This is a genomic window from Ruminococcus flavefaciens (assembly GCF_900108555.1).
GTDB classification, from domain to species: domain Bacteria; phylum Bacillota; class Clostridia; order Oscillospirales; family Ruminococcaceae; genus Ruminococcus; species Ruminococcus flavefaciens_P.
Genome location: NZ_FNWV01000001.1, coordinates 123,803 through 139,373, shown reverse-complemented (window position 1 = coordinate 139,373; position 15,571 = coordinate 123,803). Strand labels below are relative to the sequence as shown.

The window sequence follows — 15,571 nt, the reverse complement described above, 5'->3', positions numbered from 1 at the left end:
AAACAGTCGACATACGGTCGGCTGTTTTTTTATGTCCGTTTATGTTATAGTTGCGATTTTTGAAGGTGTGTGTTATAATTGATATACTATATAATAAGGAGTTTATCATGGATATAAACGTTAGAAAAATAGCTGACCTTGCGGCTCTTGAAATTGATAAGGAAAAATATTCGGACTTTGAAGCTCAGTTTATGGATATGATCAAAATGGTGTCTGATCTTCCTGAATGTAGTGAATATGACATCATACCTGAACCGATGGAACTCCGAGATGACATTGTTGAGTGCAGCGATATCAGTCAAAGCGAGCTTTTGGGCAATGCCTGTGAGATCGTAAAGGACTGTTTTACAGCACCTCAAACGGTGGAGTACTGATGAGGCTTTGTGATAATACCGCGCTTGAACTTGCTCAGATGCTCCGTAAAAAGCAGTGCAGCGCGAAAGAAATATACCTTGATACCTTACAGAGAGCGATAGAAAAACAGGATACGCTAAACGCATATATCACCTTTAACGATGATGCTGAGAAGGCAGCCGAAGCCGTTGACAGAAAGATAGCAGAGGGAAAAGAACTTCCGCTTATTGCAGGTATCCCTATAGCTGTAAAGGATAATATCTCTACAAAAGGATCAAGAACTACTTGTGCGTCAAAAATGCTCTGTGATTATATCCCGCCATATGATGCGTTTGTGATCGAGAAGATAAAAAATGCTGGCGGAGTTATTATCGGAAAGAGTAACATGGACGAATTTGCCATGGGCTCTGCTTCTGATACAGGATATTTCGGAGCTGTAAGAAATCCTGTAGACTGTAATTATTCAGCAGGAGGCTCGTCCGGCGGTTCAGCCGCAGCAGCTGCAAGCGGCGGAGCTGTACTGTCACTTGGCTCTGATACAGGCGGTTCTGTACGTCAGCCTGCGTCATTATGCGGAGTTGTAGGCTTTTGTCCCTCATACGGGACTGTATCAAGATATGGGCTCATCGCCTTTGCTTCTTCACTTGACAGGATCGGCACCATTGGAAGAACAGTAAAAGACACACATCTCCTCCATAATATAATATACGATGCAGACATCAAAGATGTAACAGCTTTTTATAAAAATTATTCATTTAACTTAAAAGGCGCACTTAATGGCGTAAAAATTGGTGTCATAAAGGAACTGATGAGTTGTTACATGGAAGATGATGTAAGATCATCTTTTATGTCAGCCATAAAGCTTATGGAAGAAAACGGTTCTGTAGTAAAAGAGATATCACTGCCTGATATAAAAGCGGCTGTAAATGCTTATTATATTATATCATCTGCCGAGGCTTCTTCAAATCTTGCCAGATATGACGGTATAAGATATGGCTATCGTTCGGAGAAATGCGGAAGTCTCAGTGAAATGTACAAAAACAGCAGAAGCGAAGGCTTCGGCGATGAGGTCAAGCGCAGGATAATGCTCGGTACTTTTGTTCTCAGTGAGGGCTTTTGCGATGATTATTACAAACGTGCAGCTTCTCTGCGCAGAAGCTTATGTGCAGGATTTGATGAAGCTTTTCAGCAGTGTGATATCATCGCTGCTCCCGTATATCCCAAAGCTGGTTTTAAACTTGGCGAGAGCGCGGTCCCTGCGGAAGTATACTCGGCAGACATATTCACAGTGCCGTCAAGTCTGGCAGGGCTTCCTGCTATAAGTGTCCCATGCGGTAAAAATAAAGAAGGATTGCCTATAGGTTTGCAGCTAATAGGCAGTAGATTTTGTGATAATAAAGTATTTGACGCTGCATACGGATATGAGCTTATCGGAGGTGGATATAATGGCTGAGCTTGAAAGTGTTATAGGTCTTGAGATACACGCTGAATTAAAGACAAATACAAAGATATTCTGCGGCTGTAAGAATTCATTCGGTGCTGCTCCAAATTCTCAGATATGTCCTGTGTGTATGGGACTTCCCGGAACACTTCCGCGTCTCAACAGTAAAGTGTGCGATTATGCTGTAAAAATGGGAATTGCACTTAATTGTGAGATAAATAAAGTCAGCCGAATGGACAGGAAGAACTACTTTTATCCTGATCTGCCCAAAGCTTATCAGATATCTCAGTCTGACATACCTATATGCGGTAAGGGAAGCCTTGATATACTTGTTAACGATAAGGTCAGGACTATAGGCATAACGCGTATACATATCGAAGAAGATGCAGGTAAGCTTATCCATGATGATGAATACAGCGGCACTCTCTGCGACCTTAATCGCTGTGGTGTTCCGCTTATTGAAATAGTTACAGAGCCTGATATAAGGAGTTCCGAAGAAGCAAGGATATTCCTTGAAAACATAAGGAGCATACTTCGTTATATCGGAATTTCCGACTGCAAAATGCAGGAGGGAAGTATCAGGTGCGATGTGAATGTTTCAATGCATGAAAAAGGAACTCCTCTCGGTGTACGCTGCGAGCTTAAAAATGTCAACAGCTTCAGTGCGGCAGTCAGAGGCATTGAGTATGAGATAAAGCGGCAGACAGCGATCATAGAGAATAATGGACAGATCGAACGTGAGACAAGACGTTGGGACGATAAAAAGGGTGTAAGTATCCTTATGCGCAATAAAGAAAATGCTCAGGATTACAGATTTTTTCCCGAGCCTGACCTCGGAGCGGTCGTTATCAGTGATGAAAGGATAAATGCACTTAAAGCTGAGATACCCGAACTTCCTAATAAGAAAATGATACGTTATGTATCCGAATACGGACTGAATTATTTCGAAGCATTTATGATAGCCGATGTTCCTGATAAAGCCGAACTGTTTGAACATTGTATCAAAACAGGAAAATGTTCTCACAGGTCTGCGGCAAACCGTATTGTAGGCGAGATAACAAAGTATGTGAATGATACGGGAAAAAGCGTATCGGAAACCATGCTTACAGCTAATGAGCTTGCTGAACTGTGTCATTCAGCCGAAAAAGGAGTTATCTCAAGTTCAAGTGCAAAAATAGTTCTTTTGGAGCTTTTAAGCAGCGGCGGCAGTACGGAAAACATCATCAGCAGACTGGGACTTGCACAGAATTCAGATGATGAATACCTGAGTAAGCTTGCTGATGAAGTCATTGCAGATAATAAGAGATCAGTTGATGACTTCAAAAACGGTAAGACCAATGCCATTGGTCATCTTATTGGACAGGCTATGAAGCTTTCAAAAGGAAAAGCAGATCCGCAGAAGATAAAAGAAATAATACTGAATAAATTAAAAACGGAGGAATAAAAATGAATTTTATATGTTATCCTAAATGTACTACCTGTCAGAAGGCTAAGAAGTGGCTCGATGAAAAGGGTATATCCTATGAGTTGAGGGATATCAAGGAAAATAATCCGAGCTATGACGAATTGAAGAAATGGTATGAGCTTAGCGGTTTGCCGCTGAAGAAGTTTTTCAACACAAGCGGACTGCTTTACAAATCAATGGAGCTGAAAAACAAGCTCCCGAATATGAGTGAAGAGGAACAGCTAAAGCTTCTGTCAACTGACGGAATGCTTGTAAAAAGACCTCTCCTTATCTGCGATGATACAGTACTTGTAGGATTTAAAGAAAAAGAGTACGAGGAGTTATTTAAATAAAAAACAGGCGGACAATAGTCCGCTTTTGTTCACTCTAAATACTTGACAACTGTCAAGTATTTTGATATAATTTGTATATGGAAATGGAGGTTTAGTTATGAAGCAATACAATGTAACAGGTATGAGCTGCGCTGCTTGCAGTGCGAGAGTAGAAAAAGCAGTTTCCTCCGTTGAAGGTGTTTCATCTTGTTCCGTCAGTCTGCTGACCAATTCAATGGGAGTTGAGGGGACAGCTTCTGATACTGCAATTATTGAAGCAGTAAAAAATGCAGGCTACGGCGCATCGCTGAAAGGTGCAAAGACAGCAGCTAAAACGTCAGATGATGAACTTAAAGATACAGAAACTCCTGCTATGAAGCGCAGACTTGCAGCTTCTCTAATATTTCTGATCGTTCTCATGTATATCTCTATGGGACATATGATGTTTGGAGCACCGCTTCCTGCTTTTATGGAAGGAAATCATATAATGATGGGACTTGCTCAGCTTTTGCTTGCTGCAATTGTAATGGTCATAAATCAGAAATTCTTTATAAACGGCTTCAAGGGGATTATACACCGTTCTCCCAACATGGATACTCTTGTGGCTCTTGGTTCGGGAGCTTCATTCATATACAGCACCTGTGTACTGTTTGCCATGACTGATGCGCAGTTGAAAGGCAATAACGATGCTTTGATGGTTTATATGCATGATCTGTACTTTGAGTCAGCGGCAATGATACTGACTCTTATCACTGTCGGAAAAATGCTTGAAGCAAAGTCTAAGGGAAAAACTACAAATGCTTTGAAAAGCCTTATGAAGCTTTCGCCAGAAACTGCTGTTCTCATAAGAGACGGCGCTGAAGAGGAAGTTCCTGTTGAACAGGTAAAAAAAGGCGATATCTTTTCAGTACGTCCAGGAGCAAATATCCCTGTTGATGGTATTGTTATCGAAGGCGAAAGTGCAGTTAATGAAGCTGCACTGACAGGCGAAAGTATCCCTGTTGATAAGACAGTCGGAGACAGCGTATCAGCAGCTACTATAAATCAATCAGGCTATCTGAAATGTGAAGCCGCAAGAGTAGGTGAGGACACTACATTATCTCAGATAATAAAAATGGTCAGTGATGCGGCAGCAACGAAAGCTCCTATTGCCAAAATAGCCGATAAAGTCTCAGGTGTATTTGTGCCTGTTGTCATTGGTATCGCTCTTGTTACATTTGCAGTATGGCTCATATTGGGAAAAAATATCGGATATTCTTTGGCAAGAGCCATATCAGTCCTTGTAATCAGCTGTCCGTGCGCACTCGGTCTTGCTACACCTGTAGCAATTATGGTAGGAAACGGTGTAGGAGCAAAGAACGGATTGCTTTTCAAGACTGCCATATCCCTTGAAGAGACAGGAAAAGCACAGGTGATCGCGCTTGATAAGACAGGTACAATTACAAAAGGAGAGCCGCAGGTCACTGATATTATAACAGCTGAGGGCTTTGACGAGAAAGAATTGCTGAGTATTGCGTATTCCCTCGAAACGAAAAGCGAGCACCCACTTGCAAAGGCTGTTATAAAATACGGAAATGAAAAAGGAATAACAGGTGAGGAGTTATCGGAATTCAAAGCACTTGCAGGCAACGGTCTGACAGGTAAGCTTAATGATGTAACTTTCAGAGGCGGCAATTTTGAATATATAAGCTCCGCAGCAGCTATTGATGACAAGCTTCAATCAGCGGCAAGGGAATTGTCGGAGCAGGGAAAAACTCCGCTTTACTTTTCAAAGGATGATAAGCTTGCAGGCATTATCGCTGTTTCAGATGTCATAAAGGAAGAAAGTACAGAGGCAATACGTGAATTGCAGAACATGGGTATCCATGTTGTAATGCTTACAGGAGATAATGAGCGGACAGCTAACGCCATAGGCAAGCAGGCAGGTGTTGATGAAGTCATCGCAGGAGTGCTTCCTGACGGCAAGGAAAGTGTTATAAGAAAACTGAAGAAAAAAGGAAAAGTTGTAATGGTTGGCGACGGTATCAATGATGCACCTGCGCTTACTGCTGCTGATACAGGAATTGCTATCGGAGCAGGTGCAGATGTAGCTATAGATGCTGCCGATGTAGTCCTTATGAAAAGCAGTCTGCGTGATGTTCCTGCTGCTGTAAGACTTAGCCGTGCAACTCTGAGAAATATACATCAGAACCTTTTCTGGGCATTTATCTACAATATTATCGGTATCCCCCTTGCAGCAGGTGCTTATTATAAGCTTTTCGGCTGGCAGATGAATCCTATGTTCGGAGCAGCAGCCATGAGCCTTTCCAGCTTTTTTGTTGTTACAAATGCTTTGAGACTTAATTTCTTTAAGCTGCATGACAGCAGTCACGATAAAAAGAGAAAAAATACCGCCGAGAAGAATGTCAATGAAACTGCGGACATAGTAACTGTAAAGATCAAGGGAATGATGTGCGGACACTGCGAAGCACGAGTGAAAAAGGCACTTGAAGAGCTTCCGTTCGTTGATGAAGCAGTTACAAGTCACGAACATGGAACGGCTGTATTGTCAATTTCAAAAGAAATGGACGAAAAAGCCGTGAAAAAAGCAATTACTGATGCAGGATACAAGTATCAGGGCATAAAATAGTAAATAAAGTTGAAAAAGCAGTCTTTATGGCTGCTTTTTTTCAATATATGGGTAAAATGTTACTGCGGACTTGCAAAAAAAAAATAAATGTGATATAATATCTGAGTATGTATAAAAACATGACCGAAAGGCAGAGGATTATGGCTAAGAAACAAGATTACGGCAACGACAGTATATCAATGCTCAAGGGCGCGGACAGAGTCCGTAAGCGTCCTGCTGTTATATTCGGCTCTGACGGATTGGACGGCTGTGAGCACTCGATCTTTGAAGTCATCTCAAACTCTATAGATGAAGCCCGTGAGGGTTACGGCAATAAAATAATAATTACTCATTACAGGAATAACGACATAGAGGTAGAGGACTTCGGCAGAGGCTGCCCCGTTGACTATAACAACAACGAAAAACGTTATAACTGGGAGCTTGTCTACTGTGAGCTTTATGCAGGCGGTAAGTATGATACTGCTGCTGAATCTTATGAATACTCACTTGGTCTTAACGGACTTGGTCTGTGTTCTACGCAGTATTCATCTGAATTTATGGACGTTCAGGTAATACGTGACGGTTTCAAGTACGATCTGCACTTTGAAAAGGGCAATAATGTAGGCGGTTTAAAGAAAGAGCCATGCAAGAAAAAGCAGACTGGTACTAAAACACGCTGGCGTCCCGACCTTGAGGTTTTTACTGATATCAATGTTTCTGACGAGTTCTTCTGTGATATCCTTAAACGTCAGGCTATTGTAAACCCTAATATACTCTTTGTTTTCCGCAGTGAAAATGAAGCAGGCGGTTTTAACGAGCAGGAATTCTTTTACGAATCGGGTATAACCGAGTATGTTCAGGAGATAGCAGGCGAAGGAGCTCTTTCTTCCATACAGCACTGGACTGCCGAGAAAAAGGGAAGAGACCGTGATGACAAGCCTGAATATAAGGTAAAGCTTGATGTTGCACTTACTTTTTCAAATAAGGCTAAACTGACAGAGTATTATCATAACTCAAGCTTCCTTGAACACGGCGGTTCACCTGCCGAAGCTGTAAAGCGTGCATTTCAGGCTCAGATAGACAGCTATATCAAGTCCGTGAACGGCTACCAGAAGAACGAGAGCAAGATAACCTACGCTGATGTTGAGGAATGTCTGATACTTGTTTCATCATCATTCTCCACACAGACTTCCTATGCAAACCAGACCAAAAAGGCGATCACAAATAAATTTATCCGTGAAGCTATGACTGAATTCCTGCGTCATCAGCTTGAAGTTTACTTCATTGAAAATCCTGATGAAGCTCAGAAGATAGCAGAACAGATACTCATAAACAAGAGAAGCCGTGAAAATGCCGAAAAGGTTCGTCTTAACGTAAAGAAAAAGCTTACGGGAACTATCGACCTTGCAAACATGGTGGAGAAGTTTGTTGACTGCCGTACAAAGGACGTTTCACGCCGCGAGATATACATCGTGGAGGGCGACTCGGCTCTCGGTTCTGTAAAGCTTGCGAGAAATGCTGAATTTCAGGCTATAATACCTGTCCGTGGTAAGATACTCAACTGCCTTAAAGCTGAATATTCCAAAATATTCAAGAGCGAGATCATAACCGATCTTATCAAGGTACTTGGCTGCGGAGTTGAGGTAACCACAAAGGCGAACAAGGAGCTTTCAAACTTCGATATAAACAACTTCCGCTGGAGCAAGATCGTTATCTGTACCGATGCGGATGTTGACGGCTTCCAGATAAGAACTCTTATCCTTACCATGCTTTACAGGCTCACACCTACGCTTATTGAGCAGGGCTATGTGTATATTGCTGAGTCTCCGCTCTTTGAGATAAACACAAAGGAAAAGACATATTTCGCTTATACCGAACAGGAAAAGCAGCGTATACTTGAGATAATCGGCGATAAAAAGCATACTATACAGCGTTCTAAAGGTCTCGGTGAGAACGAGCCAGATATGATGAGCCTTACTACGATGAATCCCGATACCCGTCGTCTTATCAAGGTCACAGCTGACGATATAACCGAGTCTGCCGAGGTATTTGAGATGCTTCTCGGCGATGATCTTCAGGGACGTAAGGACTATATCTCGGAATACGGTGCTGATTATCTCGAACTTGCTGATATAAGCTGATGTCTTGGTGATTATTTATGAAAAAGATAAAAATGACAAAGTGCCGCTTCTGCGGCGGAACTGAATTTATAACAGGCTATCAGAACTTTTACGGTGCAGTTTACAGTGCTGACAGTATACTCAGATCAACATCTCTGTATCATACCATATGCAGAGATTGCGGAAGTGTCGTAAGAACTTATGTAAAAGATCCTGAGAAGCTGATAAAGAAAAAAGACAGAAAATCATCACAAGGAGAAGAGTAAATGCCAAGAAAAAAGGAAACTCCCAAAAAACAGCCTGTCTTTAAGCATGAGGCTTATATAGAAGGTTCAGGCAGTGTAGTTGATGAAAAGATAACGGATACTCTGAAAAAGAATTATATGCCCTACGCCATGAGCGTTATCATCTCAAGAGCACTTCCTGAGATAGACGGCTTCAAGCCTTCTCACAGAAAGCTCTTGTATATGATGTATAAGAGAGGACTGCTCAATCCCGAGAAGGAACGTTCAAAGTCCGCGAATGTTGTGGGCGAGACCATGAAACTCAATCCTCACGGCGATCAGGCTATATATGAGACTCTTGTTCGTATGACACGCGGTAATGAAGCTCTGCTCCACCCATATATCGACAGCAAGGGCAACTTCGGCAAGCAGTATTCAAGCAAGATGCACTTTGCTGCACCTCGTTATACAGAAGTAAAGCTTGAAAAGATATGCAACGAGCTTTTCCGTGATATAGACAAGGAAACGATAGACTTCGTACCAAACTACGATAATACGATGCAGGAGCCTACTCTTCTTCCTGCAACATTTCCTACTGTGCTTGTAAACTCAAATACAGGTATTGCTGTATCTATGGCAAGCAATGTATGTCCGTTCAACCTTGAAGAGGTCTGCGAGACAACTATAGCTCTTATGAAAGATCCGAACCATGATATACTCAGTACCCTTAAAGGTCCTGATTTCCCCGGCGGCGGACTTATGCTCTATGATGAAGCAGAGCTTAACAAGGTCTACGAGACAGGCAGAGGAAGTATCAAGGTACGTGCAAAATTCAGTTATGATAAAAGTGCAAACTGCATAGAAGTAACTGAAATTCCGTATACTACAACTGTAGAGGCGATAATCGAGAAGATAATAGATCTTGTAAAACAGGGAAAGATCAGAGAAGTTTCGTATATACGTGATGAAACCGATATCGAAGGCTTGAAGATTGCTATAGACCTCAAACGCGGAACAGATCCCGAAAAGCTTATGCAGAAGCTTTATCGCCTTACACCTTTGCAGGACAGCTATCCGTGTAACTTCAATATACTTATTGCAGGTACTCCAAAGGTAATGGGAGTACGTGAGATACTTACGGAATGGACTGCATTCAGAGAAGAATGTATACAGCGCAGAACATACCATGATCTTCAGAAGAAAAAGGAAAAGCTTCACCTTCTCGAAGCTCTTTCAAAGATACTTCTTGATATCGACAAGGCTATAAAGATAATCCGCGAGACCGAGAATGAAGCAGACGTAGTACCTAACCTTATGATAGGCTTCGGAATCGACGAGATACAGGCTGAATATGTTGCTGAAATAAAGCTCCGCAATATCAATAAGCAGTATATCCTTCGCCGTATCGAAGAAGTTGACCAGCTCAAAAAGGATATCGAGGAAATGGAAGATATTCTCCGCGATAAGAAGAAGATACGTAAGATAATCGTTAACGAGCTCCGTGATGTTATAAAGAATTATGCTCAGCCGAGAAAGACGATGTTCTATTATCTTTCAGATGTTGAAGATGCTGAGGAAGTTGATGATACCCCCGATTATCCAGTCAATATATTTGTATCTGACAGCGGTTATTTCAAGAAGATAACTCCTCAGTCACTGAGAATGAGCGGTGAGCAGAAGCTTAAAGAGGGAGACTTCATCAGCCAGACCTTTGAAGCTACCAACAAGACCGATCTTGTTTTCTTCTCGGATAAAGCTCAGGCTTATAAATCGAGAGCAAGTGCATTTGATGATACAAAGGCAAGCGTAATGGGTGATTATATACCTGCAAAGCTAAGCTTTGATGACGGAGAACTGCTTAAAACACTTGTTCCAACAACGGACTATAGTGGATATATCCTTTTCTTCTTTGAAAACGGTAAAGTCGCAAAGGTTCCTATGAAGTCATACGAAACAAAGACCAACCGTAAAAAGCTTGCAAAGGCTTATTCGGAGAAGTCGCCTCTTGTTGCGGCTATATTCACAGCTGAGGACAGCGATATACTTCTCAGAACTACAAGCGGTCATGCACTTGTATTCAATACAGGCATGATACTTCCTAAGTCAACAAGAGATTCTCAGGGCGTACAGGTCATAAATCTGCGAAAGAAAGCATTGCTTTCATCTGCATCGCTTATTGCTCCGGAAGAACTTCCCGAGCTTGAGAAATATCGTTCAAAGAGTGTCCCTGCCGCAGGAAAGCCTGCCAAGGAACTCGGTGACAGCAATCAGCTTACATTTTAATAATAGAAAAGCCATAGTTTTGACTAAATGCGAAACTATGGCTTTTATAAAATATATCGGGGTGAAAACAATGAATAAAGAATGGTCAGAACTTAATAAAACAATTCAGGATCAGCTTAAAAAGTCGGAAACATACTGCAATGGCATAGAAACACTATTTGAACTCAGAAAACAGCTTATGCAGACATTAGATCTGTTCAGATGTGAGCTTTCAAGAGATGACTTCAATGCTATCCCTTTTATTAATATTGACGGTTATCATTCAAAAACAATTGCATATTCGATTTGGCATATTTTCCGCATAGAAGATATCGTTGCACATTCCCTTATAAATGAAGATGAGCAGGTGTTTTTCTCACAGCGATATAATGAACGTATAAATTCACCTATAATTACAACAGGAAATGAACTTGTAAAACAGCAGATAGCCGACTTTTCGGAAAAATTAGATATAGATGAACTTTATTCATATATCCACGATGTAAAAGAAAGCAGTGAAAGTATCATAAAAACTCTTTCATTTGATGTGCTGAAAAAGAAGTTTATCGAAGAAAACAAGGAATATCTTCGCAGTCTGAATGTGGTAAGTAACGATGAAAGCGCGATATGGCTTATAGATTACTGGTGCGGAAAGGATATACGCGGACTTATACAAATGCCGTTTTCAAGGCACTGGATAATGCATATAGAAGCTGCACTGCGCATAAAAGCGAAGCTAAAGAAATAAAAGCAGCCGAGAACGGTTTTTATACCGTATCTCGGCTGTTATATTTACAGAATGAGTTATTATTCCTGAGAGATTATCTCCTTGTAGAATTCAGAAATATCATTACGATTGTCCTTGGTATACTGGATAGCTGTTCTTGGGTGCTGATTGAAAAGACCTGTGAGCAGATACTGGAGATCATAACCCCATACAGCTCCTTCTTCACGTAATTTATCCATGTGCTTTTCAATGAACTGGAATACAGGATATACATTGTACTTTGGATTTTTCAGGAAGCCGAGGAGAAGCTCCATTGCGCAGTTGCCTGCACCTCTTCCCATTGATGAATATGTTGCGTCGAGCCAGTCTACGCCGTCTCCGACAGCTTCGATAGTATTGGCGAATGCGAGCTGCTGATTGTTATGTGCGTGTATACCCACCTTTTTGCCGTATTTTGCAGCAATTTCACAGTAAAGATCAGCAATACGTGCGATCTGTTCCGGATATAATGAACCGAAACTGTCAACGATATAGAAAACATCAACAGGGGACTGACCAAGAATATCAAGAGCTACCTTTATATCGCTTTCCTGAGCATTTGAGATAGCCATTATATTACAGCTTACCTCATATCCCTTATTCTTTGCATCTTCTATCATATCAACAGCTGTTGGTATCTGGTGGATATATGTAGCTACACGGATAAGGTCAACAGGACTGTTTTCGCGCTCAACTATATCCTGCTTGTAATTACAGCGTCCTACATCTGCCATGATAGCGATCTTAAGATCAGTGTGATTTTCACCGACTATTGAGCGGATATATTCGTCATCACAGAACTTGCATGGTCCGAAATCTTCTTCCTTGAACATTTCCTTGTCGGCTCTGTAGCCAAATTCCATATAGTCTACGCCTGCCTTGATGTTTGAAAGGTAAAGGTCTCTGACAAATTCGTCACTGAATCTGAAGTCATTAACAAGTCCGCCGTCTCTGAGAGTTGCATCTACAACTCTTACATCTGATCTGAAATTCATAAGCTTAGATAACTCTTTCATAATTTTTCCTCTTTCTTTTACGCTATAAAGCTTTAAGCTGTAACGCTTTAAAGTGCTTCTGTATATAGTATAGCACAGTTTTTTTCGTTTGTCAAACGTTTTCTTGAAATTTCTGAAAAAAAGGAGACAAAACGTCTCCTTTTTTCACAGCGTTATGAACTGACTGCTCGAATAGCCGATGATACCGTTGTAATTTACTACATACCAGCCGTCAGTTTCACCATTTATCATAACGTTTGCTCCGTCAGGCATGGAGCCGATTATTTTGCCTGAAAGACTCGGATAATCCCGTATATTCAGATTGCTTCCGTCAGTGGTAACTGTTCCCCAGCGGACAGCTCCTGCTGATATGAACGGTATACCGAAATAATCACACAGAGAATTTACAATATTACGTGCTATGGCTTCGAGATTGTTTTTCAGCCATGCTTCATCTGCGTAATTGTCGTGATAGCCAAGTTCACAAAGCACAGCAATAGCTTTGGTCCTTAACACCTCTCCGAGAGAGTATGTGGGTATTGCTCGTACTTTATCAGGCAGGGGATATATTGATTTAAGATTATTGGCTATTATATTGGCGAGCCGCTCGCTTTGCGAACTTTTTGGTGCGTAATATATATCTATCCCACGAAGTCTTCCTGCGAGATTTTCAGGGGCAGCATTTGAATGAAGTGCAAGATGAACATCGTATACACCTGCGTTTGAGTCTGCGATAGCACCTGTAACATTTCGTACAGGATCATTCCTTACAAAACTTATTCCGCAGGAGCGAAGATAAGGTTCTATCCTGTCGGCAAGTAAATTCATATACAGTTCTTCATTGCCGTCTGTAGCATATTTATTCCATTCCTGTGTGGAAGGACTTAAAAAGACCTTTGGCATAAAATCATCCTATTCTGATTAGTTTTGAGATATATCTCATTTTATTTTATGCTTTTATGGAACAAATTGTTATTATATCAATAAATAAAAAAGTGATTTGCTATTGACTTTTTTATTTTAAAGCGTTATACTTTAAATGATAAAAGAACATCGGAGGTAATATTCTATGAAAATACTTGTTGTCGGACTTGGTCTTATAGGCGGTTCACTTTGTAAGGCACTAAAAAAATATACATATCATACAGTTGTCGGCTGTGACCTTAACCATGACATAGAAAATGCTGCACTTCGTGATGTAGCACTTGATGAAGTTTTTGACGGTAATTATAATGGCTATGATCTGATCATAGCAGCTCTTTTCCCCGAGGCAACAGAAAGATTTTTCAGAGATCACGCTGCTGATATAAGCAAAAACACTCTTATTACCGATGTCTGCGGTATAAAGGGAGCATTTTCCGAGCGTATGAAGAATATTGCCGAGACAAACGGACTCAGATATGTGGGTATCCACCCTATGGCAGGCAAGGAGTTCGGAGGCTATTACAATAGTACAGCTGATCTCTTTGTAAAAGCCAATTTTATTATTGCTCCGTTTGAGGACAGCAGAGAAGAGGATACAGAACTGCTGCGAAAGCTTGCGAGTGAAGTAGGTGCAGGAAAGATAGTTGTTACAACTCCCGAAAACCATGATAAGATGATAGCTTATACGTCTCAGCTTGCACATATCGTTTCAAGTGCGTATGTAAAGAGTCCGGAGCTTGGGCTTGAATGTGGATTCAGCGGCGGAAGCTTCCAGGATATGACTCGTATTGCGACCATGAACGAAAGAATGTGGACCGATCTTTTCATGCAGAATAAGGAAAATCTACAGTATGAGCTTGATACCCTTATCAAAAATCTTTTGAAATACAGCGATGCACTGAAAAATTCAGATGCTGATACTATGCGTGCTCTCATTGCGGAAGGAAGAGAGCTCAAAGAAGAAAACCTCAGACACAGAGTCGGACAGCCTAACTAAAAAAGTTTCTTTTCAAAATCAGGTGTTGGTGCTTTTAAAACTAATGTATTCAGATAATGCATATCTGAGCTTTCGGGTATATGAAACTCAAGCGAAAAGGCACAGAGTGCCTGACGGAATACACCGTATCGCTTATTTGCAGCGACAGAGCCGTATTTGCCGTCACCGAGGATAGGTGCGCCTATATGTGCAAGATGAGCGCGTATCTGGTGAGTTCTGCCCGTATACAGCTTAACTTCCACAATGGAAAGCGGACCTTTTTCTGAAAGCACTCGATATCCTGTTTTAATATGTTTATAACCGTCAATAGGCGAGTCGGAGATCTTTACAAGATTTCTTGACTCGTCTTTTTGATGATATGCTGTGATAATATCTTCTCTTTTCGGCAGCTTTCCAACAGTTACGCAGTGATATATCTTGTGGATATTTCCTGCGCGTATGGCTTCATTTATGTCTCTTAAAGCGGAAGCGGTCTTTGCAGCAGTAACAAGTCCGCAGGTATTTCTGTCAAGGCGGCTGCAAAGAGCAGGAGCGAAAGAGTTTTCAGAGTCGGGAAGATATTCTTTCTTATTATATAAGTAGTGTTTTATCCTGTCAATAAGGGTTTCGGTCATAGGACTTCCGTTTGAGTGCGAGTCAAGACCAACAGGCTTATTGACGATAAGTACATTTTTATCCTCATATACTATTTCAATGTCAGGGGAGCATTTAAGAAAACTCATATCGTGTTTTTTCTCAGCTGATACTTCATCTTTCACATAAATAGTTATAACATCACCTGTATTGAGTCGGTCGGATATATCGCACCTCTTACCGTTTATCTTTATGTCTTTTTTACGAATTAGTCGATACATCATACTTTTAGGGAGGTTTGGGAGAGCTTTTGCAACAAATTTATCAACTCTCTGGCCACTGTCATTGTCATTAATTACAAATTCTTTCATCTTTATATCACCTAAATATTACAAAAAAGTATCTATAAGTTACAAAAAATATTTGCTTTTTTCTTCATACCTTACAAAATTTAATGTTTAAATCTGCTTTTTTTCTTTTAGAGGTTGAATTATCTCAGAAAAAATGTTATAATATACAAAATTGAAACGA

At 40.9% G+C, this 15,571-nt stretch carries 13 protein-coding genes; 10 read left to right on the top strand and 3 right to left on the bottom strand.

Annotation, left to right across the window (positions count from 1 at the left end; translation table 11 throughout):
* Positions 1-107 precede the first annotated feature (107 nt).
* The 9 genes from BLW60_RS00560 to BLW60_RS00520 all read left to right on the top strand — a co-directional run bounded on the left by BLW60_RS00560 (position 108) and on the right by BLW60_RS00520 (position 11,533).
* Complete coding sequence (locus BLW60_RS00560; RefSeq protein WP_074713970.1) at positions 108-374, top strand: Asp-tRNA(Asn)/Glu-tRNA(Gln) amidotransferase subunit GatC; 267 nt, start codon at positions 108-110, stop codon at positions 372-374.
* A complete protein-coding gene (gene gatA, locus BLW60_RS00555) occupies positions 374-1,807 on the top strand; it encodes an Asp-tRNA(Asn)/Glu-tRNA(Gln) amidotransferase subunit GatA (protein ID WP_074713969.1) in 1,434 nt (477 codons plus the stop codon). Before BLW60_RS00560 ends, gatA begins: the two co-directional genes overlap by 1 nt.
* Positions 1,800-3,239 (top strand): Asp-tRNA(Asn)/Glu-tRNA(Gln) amidotransferase subunit GatB, encoded by a 1,440-nt coding sequence (gatB, locus tag BLW60_RS00550; protein ID WP_074713968.1) that lies wholly within the window; start codon positions 1,800-1,802, stop codon positions 3,237-3,239. The genes gatA and gatB overlap by 8 nt, the downstream gene beginning before the upstream one ends.
* 2 nt (positions 3,240-3,241) lie before the next feature.
* Positions 3,242-3,592 (top strand): arsenate reductase family protein, encoded by a 351-nt coding sequence (locus BLW60_RS00545; RefSeq protein ID WP_074713967.1) that lies wholly within the window; start codon positions 3,242-3,244, stop codon positions 3,590-3,592.
* Positions 3,593-3,689: 97 nt separating this feature from the next.
* Complete coding sequence (locus tag BLW60_RS00540) at positions 3,690-6,200, top strand: heavy metal translocating P-type ATPase (protein WP_074713966.1); 2,511 nt, start codon at positions 3,690-3,692, stop codon at positions 6,198-6,200.
* A 140-nt stretch (positions 6,201-6,340) separates the two neighbouring features.
* A complete protein-coding gene (locus BLW60_RS00535) occupies positions 6,341-8,320 on the top strand; it encodes a toprim domain-containing protein (RefSeq protein ID WP_074713965.1) in 1,980 nt (659 codons plus the stop codon).
* A gap of 17 nt (positions 8,321-8,337) precedes the next feature.
* Positions 8,338-8,565, top strand: a complete 228-nt coding sequence (locus tag BLW60_RS00530) for a hypothetical protein (protein WP_081348062.1) — start codon at positions 8,338-8,340, stop codon at positions 8,563-8,565.
* On the top strand, positions 8,566-10,806 hold the full coding sequence (locus BLW60_RS00525; RefSeq protein ID WP_074713964.1) for a DNA gyrase/topoisomerase IV subunit A: 2,241 nt from the start codon (positions 8,566-8,568) through the stop codon (positions 10,804-10,806).
* A 70-nt stretch (positions 10,807-10,876) separates the two neighbouring features.
* The gene (locus tag BLW60_RS00520; protein WP_074713963.1) at positions 10,877-11,533 is read left to right on the top strand and encodes a phage head-tail adapter protein; all 657 of its coding nucleotides are present in this window, start codon (positions 10,877-10,879) and stop codon (positions 11,531-11,533) included.
* A 59-nt stretch (positions 11,534-11,592) separates the two neighbouring features.
* Here BLW60_RS00520 and BLW60_RS00515 read toward each other — a convergent pair whose 3' ends face one another.
* Together BLW60_RS00515 and BLW60_RS00510 are read right to left on the bottom strand one after the other, a co-directional pair.
* Entirely contained in the window at positions 11,593-12,567 is a 975-nt protein-coding gene (locus BLW60_RS00515; protein ID WP_074713962.1) for an aldolase catalytic domain-containing protein, read from the bottom strand.
* Positions 12,568-12,711: 144 nt separating this feature from the next.
* Positions 12,712-13,449 (bottom strand): N-acetylmuramoyl-L-alanine amidase, encoded by a 738-nt coding sequence (locus BLW60_RS00510; protein WP_074713961.1) that lies wholly within the window; start codon positions 13,447-13,449, stop codon positions 12,712-12,714.
* Positions 13,450-13,615: 166 nt separating this feature from the next.
* On the opposite strand from BLW60_RS00510, the gene BLW60_RS00505 reads away from it, so the two are divergent.
* A complete protein-coding gene (locus BLW60_RS00505; RefSeq protein WP_074713960.1) occupies positions 13,616-14,467 on the top strand; it encodes a prephenate dehydrogenase in 852 nt (283 codons plus the stop codon).
* Here the strand turns inward: BLW60_RS00505 and BLW60_RS00500 are convergent.
* Positions 14,464-15,411 carry an RluA family pseudouridine synthase gene (locus BLW60_RS00500; RefSeq protein ID WP_074713959.1) on the bottom strand — a complete coding sequence of 316 codons (948 nt, stop codon included), beginning with the start codon at positions 15,409-15,411 and terminating at the stop codon, positions 14,464-14,466. The genes BLW60_RS00505 and BLW60_RS00500 overlap by 4 nt on opposite strands.
* Positions 15,412-15,571: the final 160 nt, after the last annotated feature.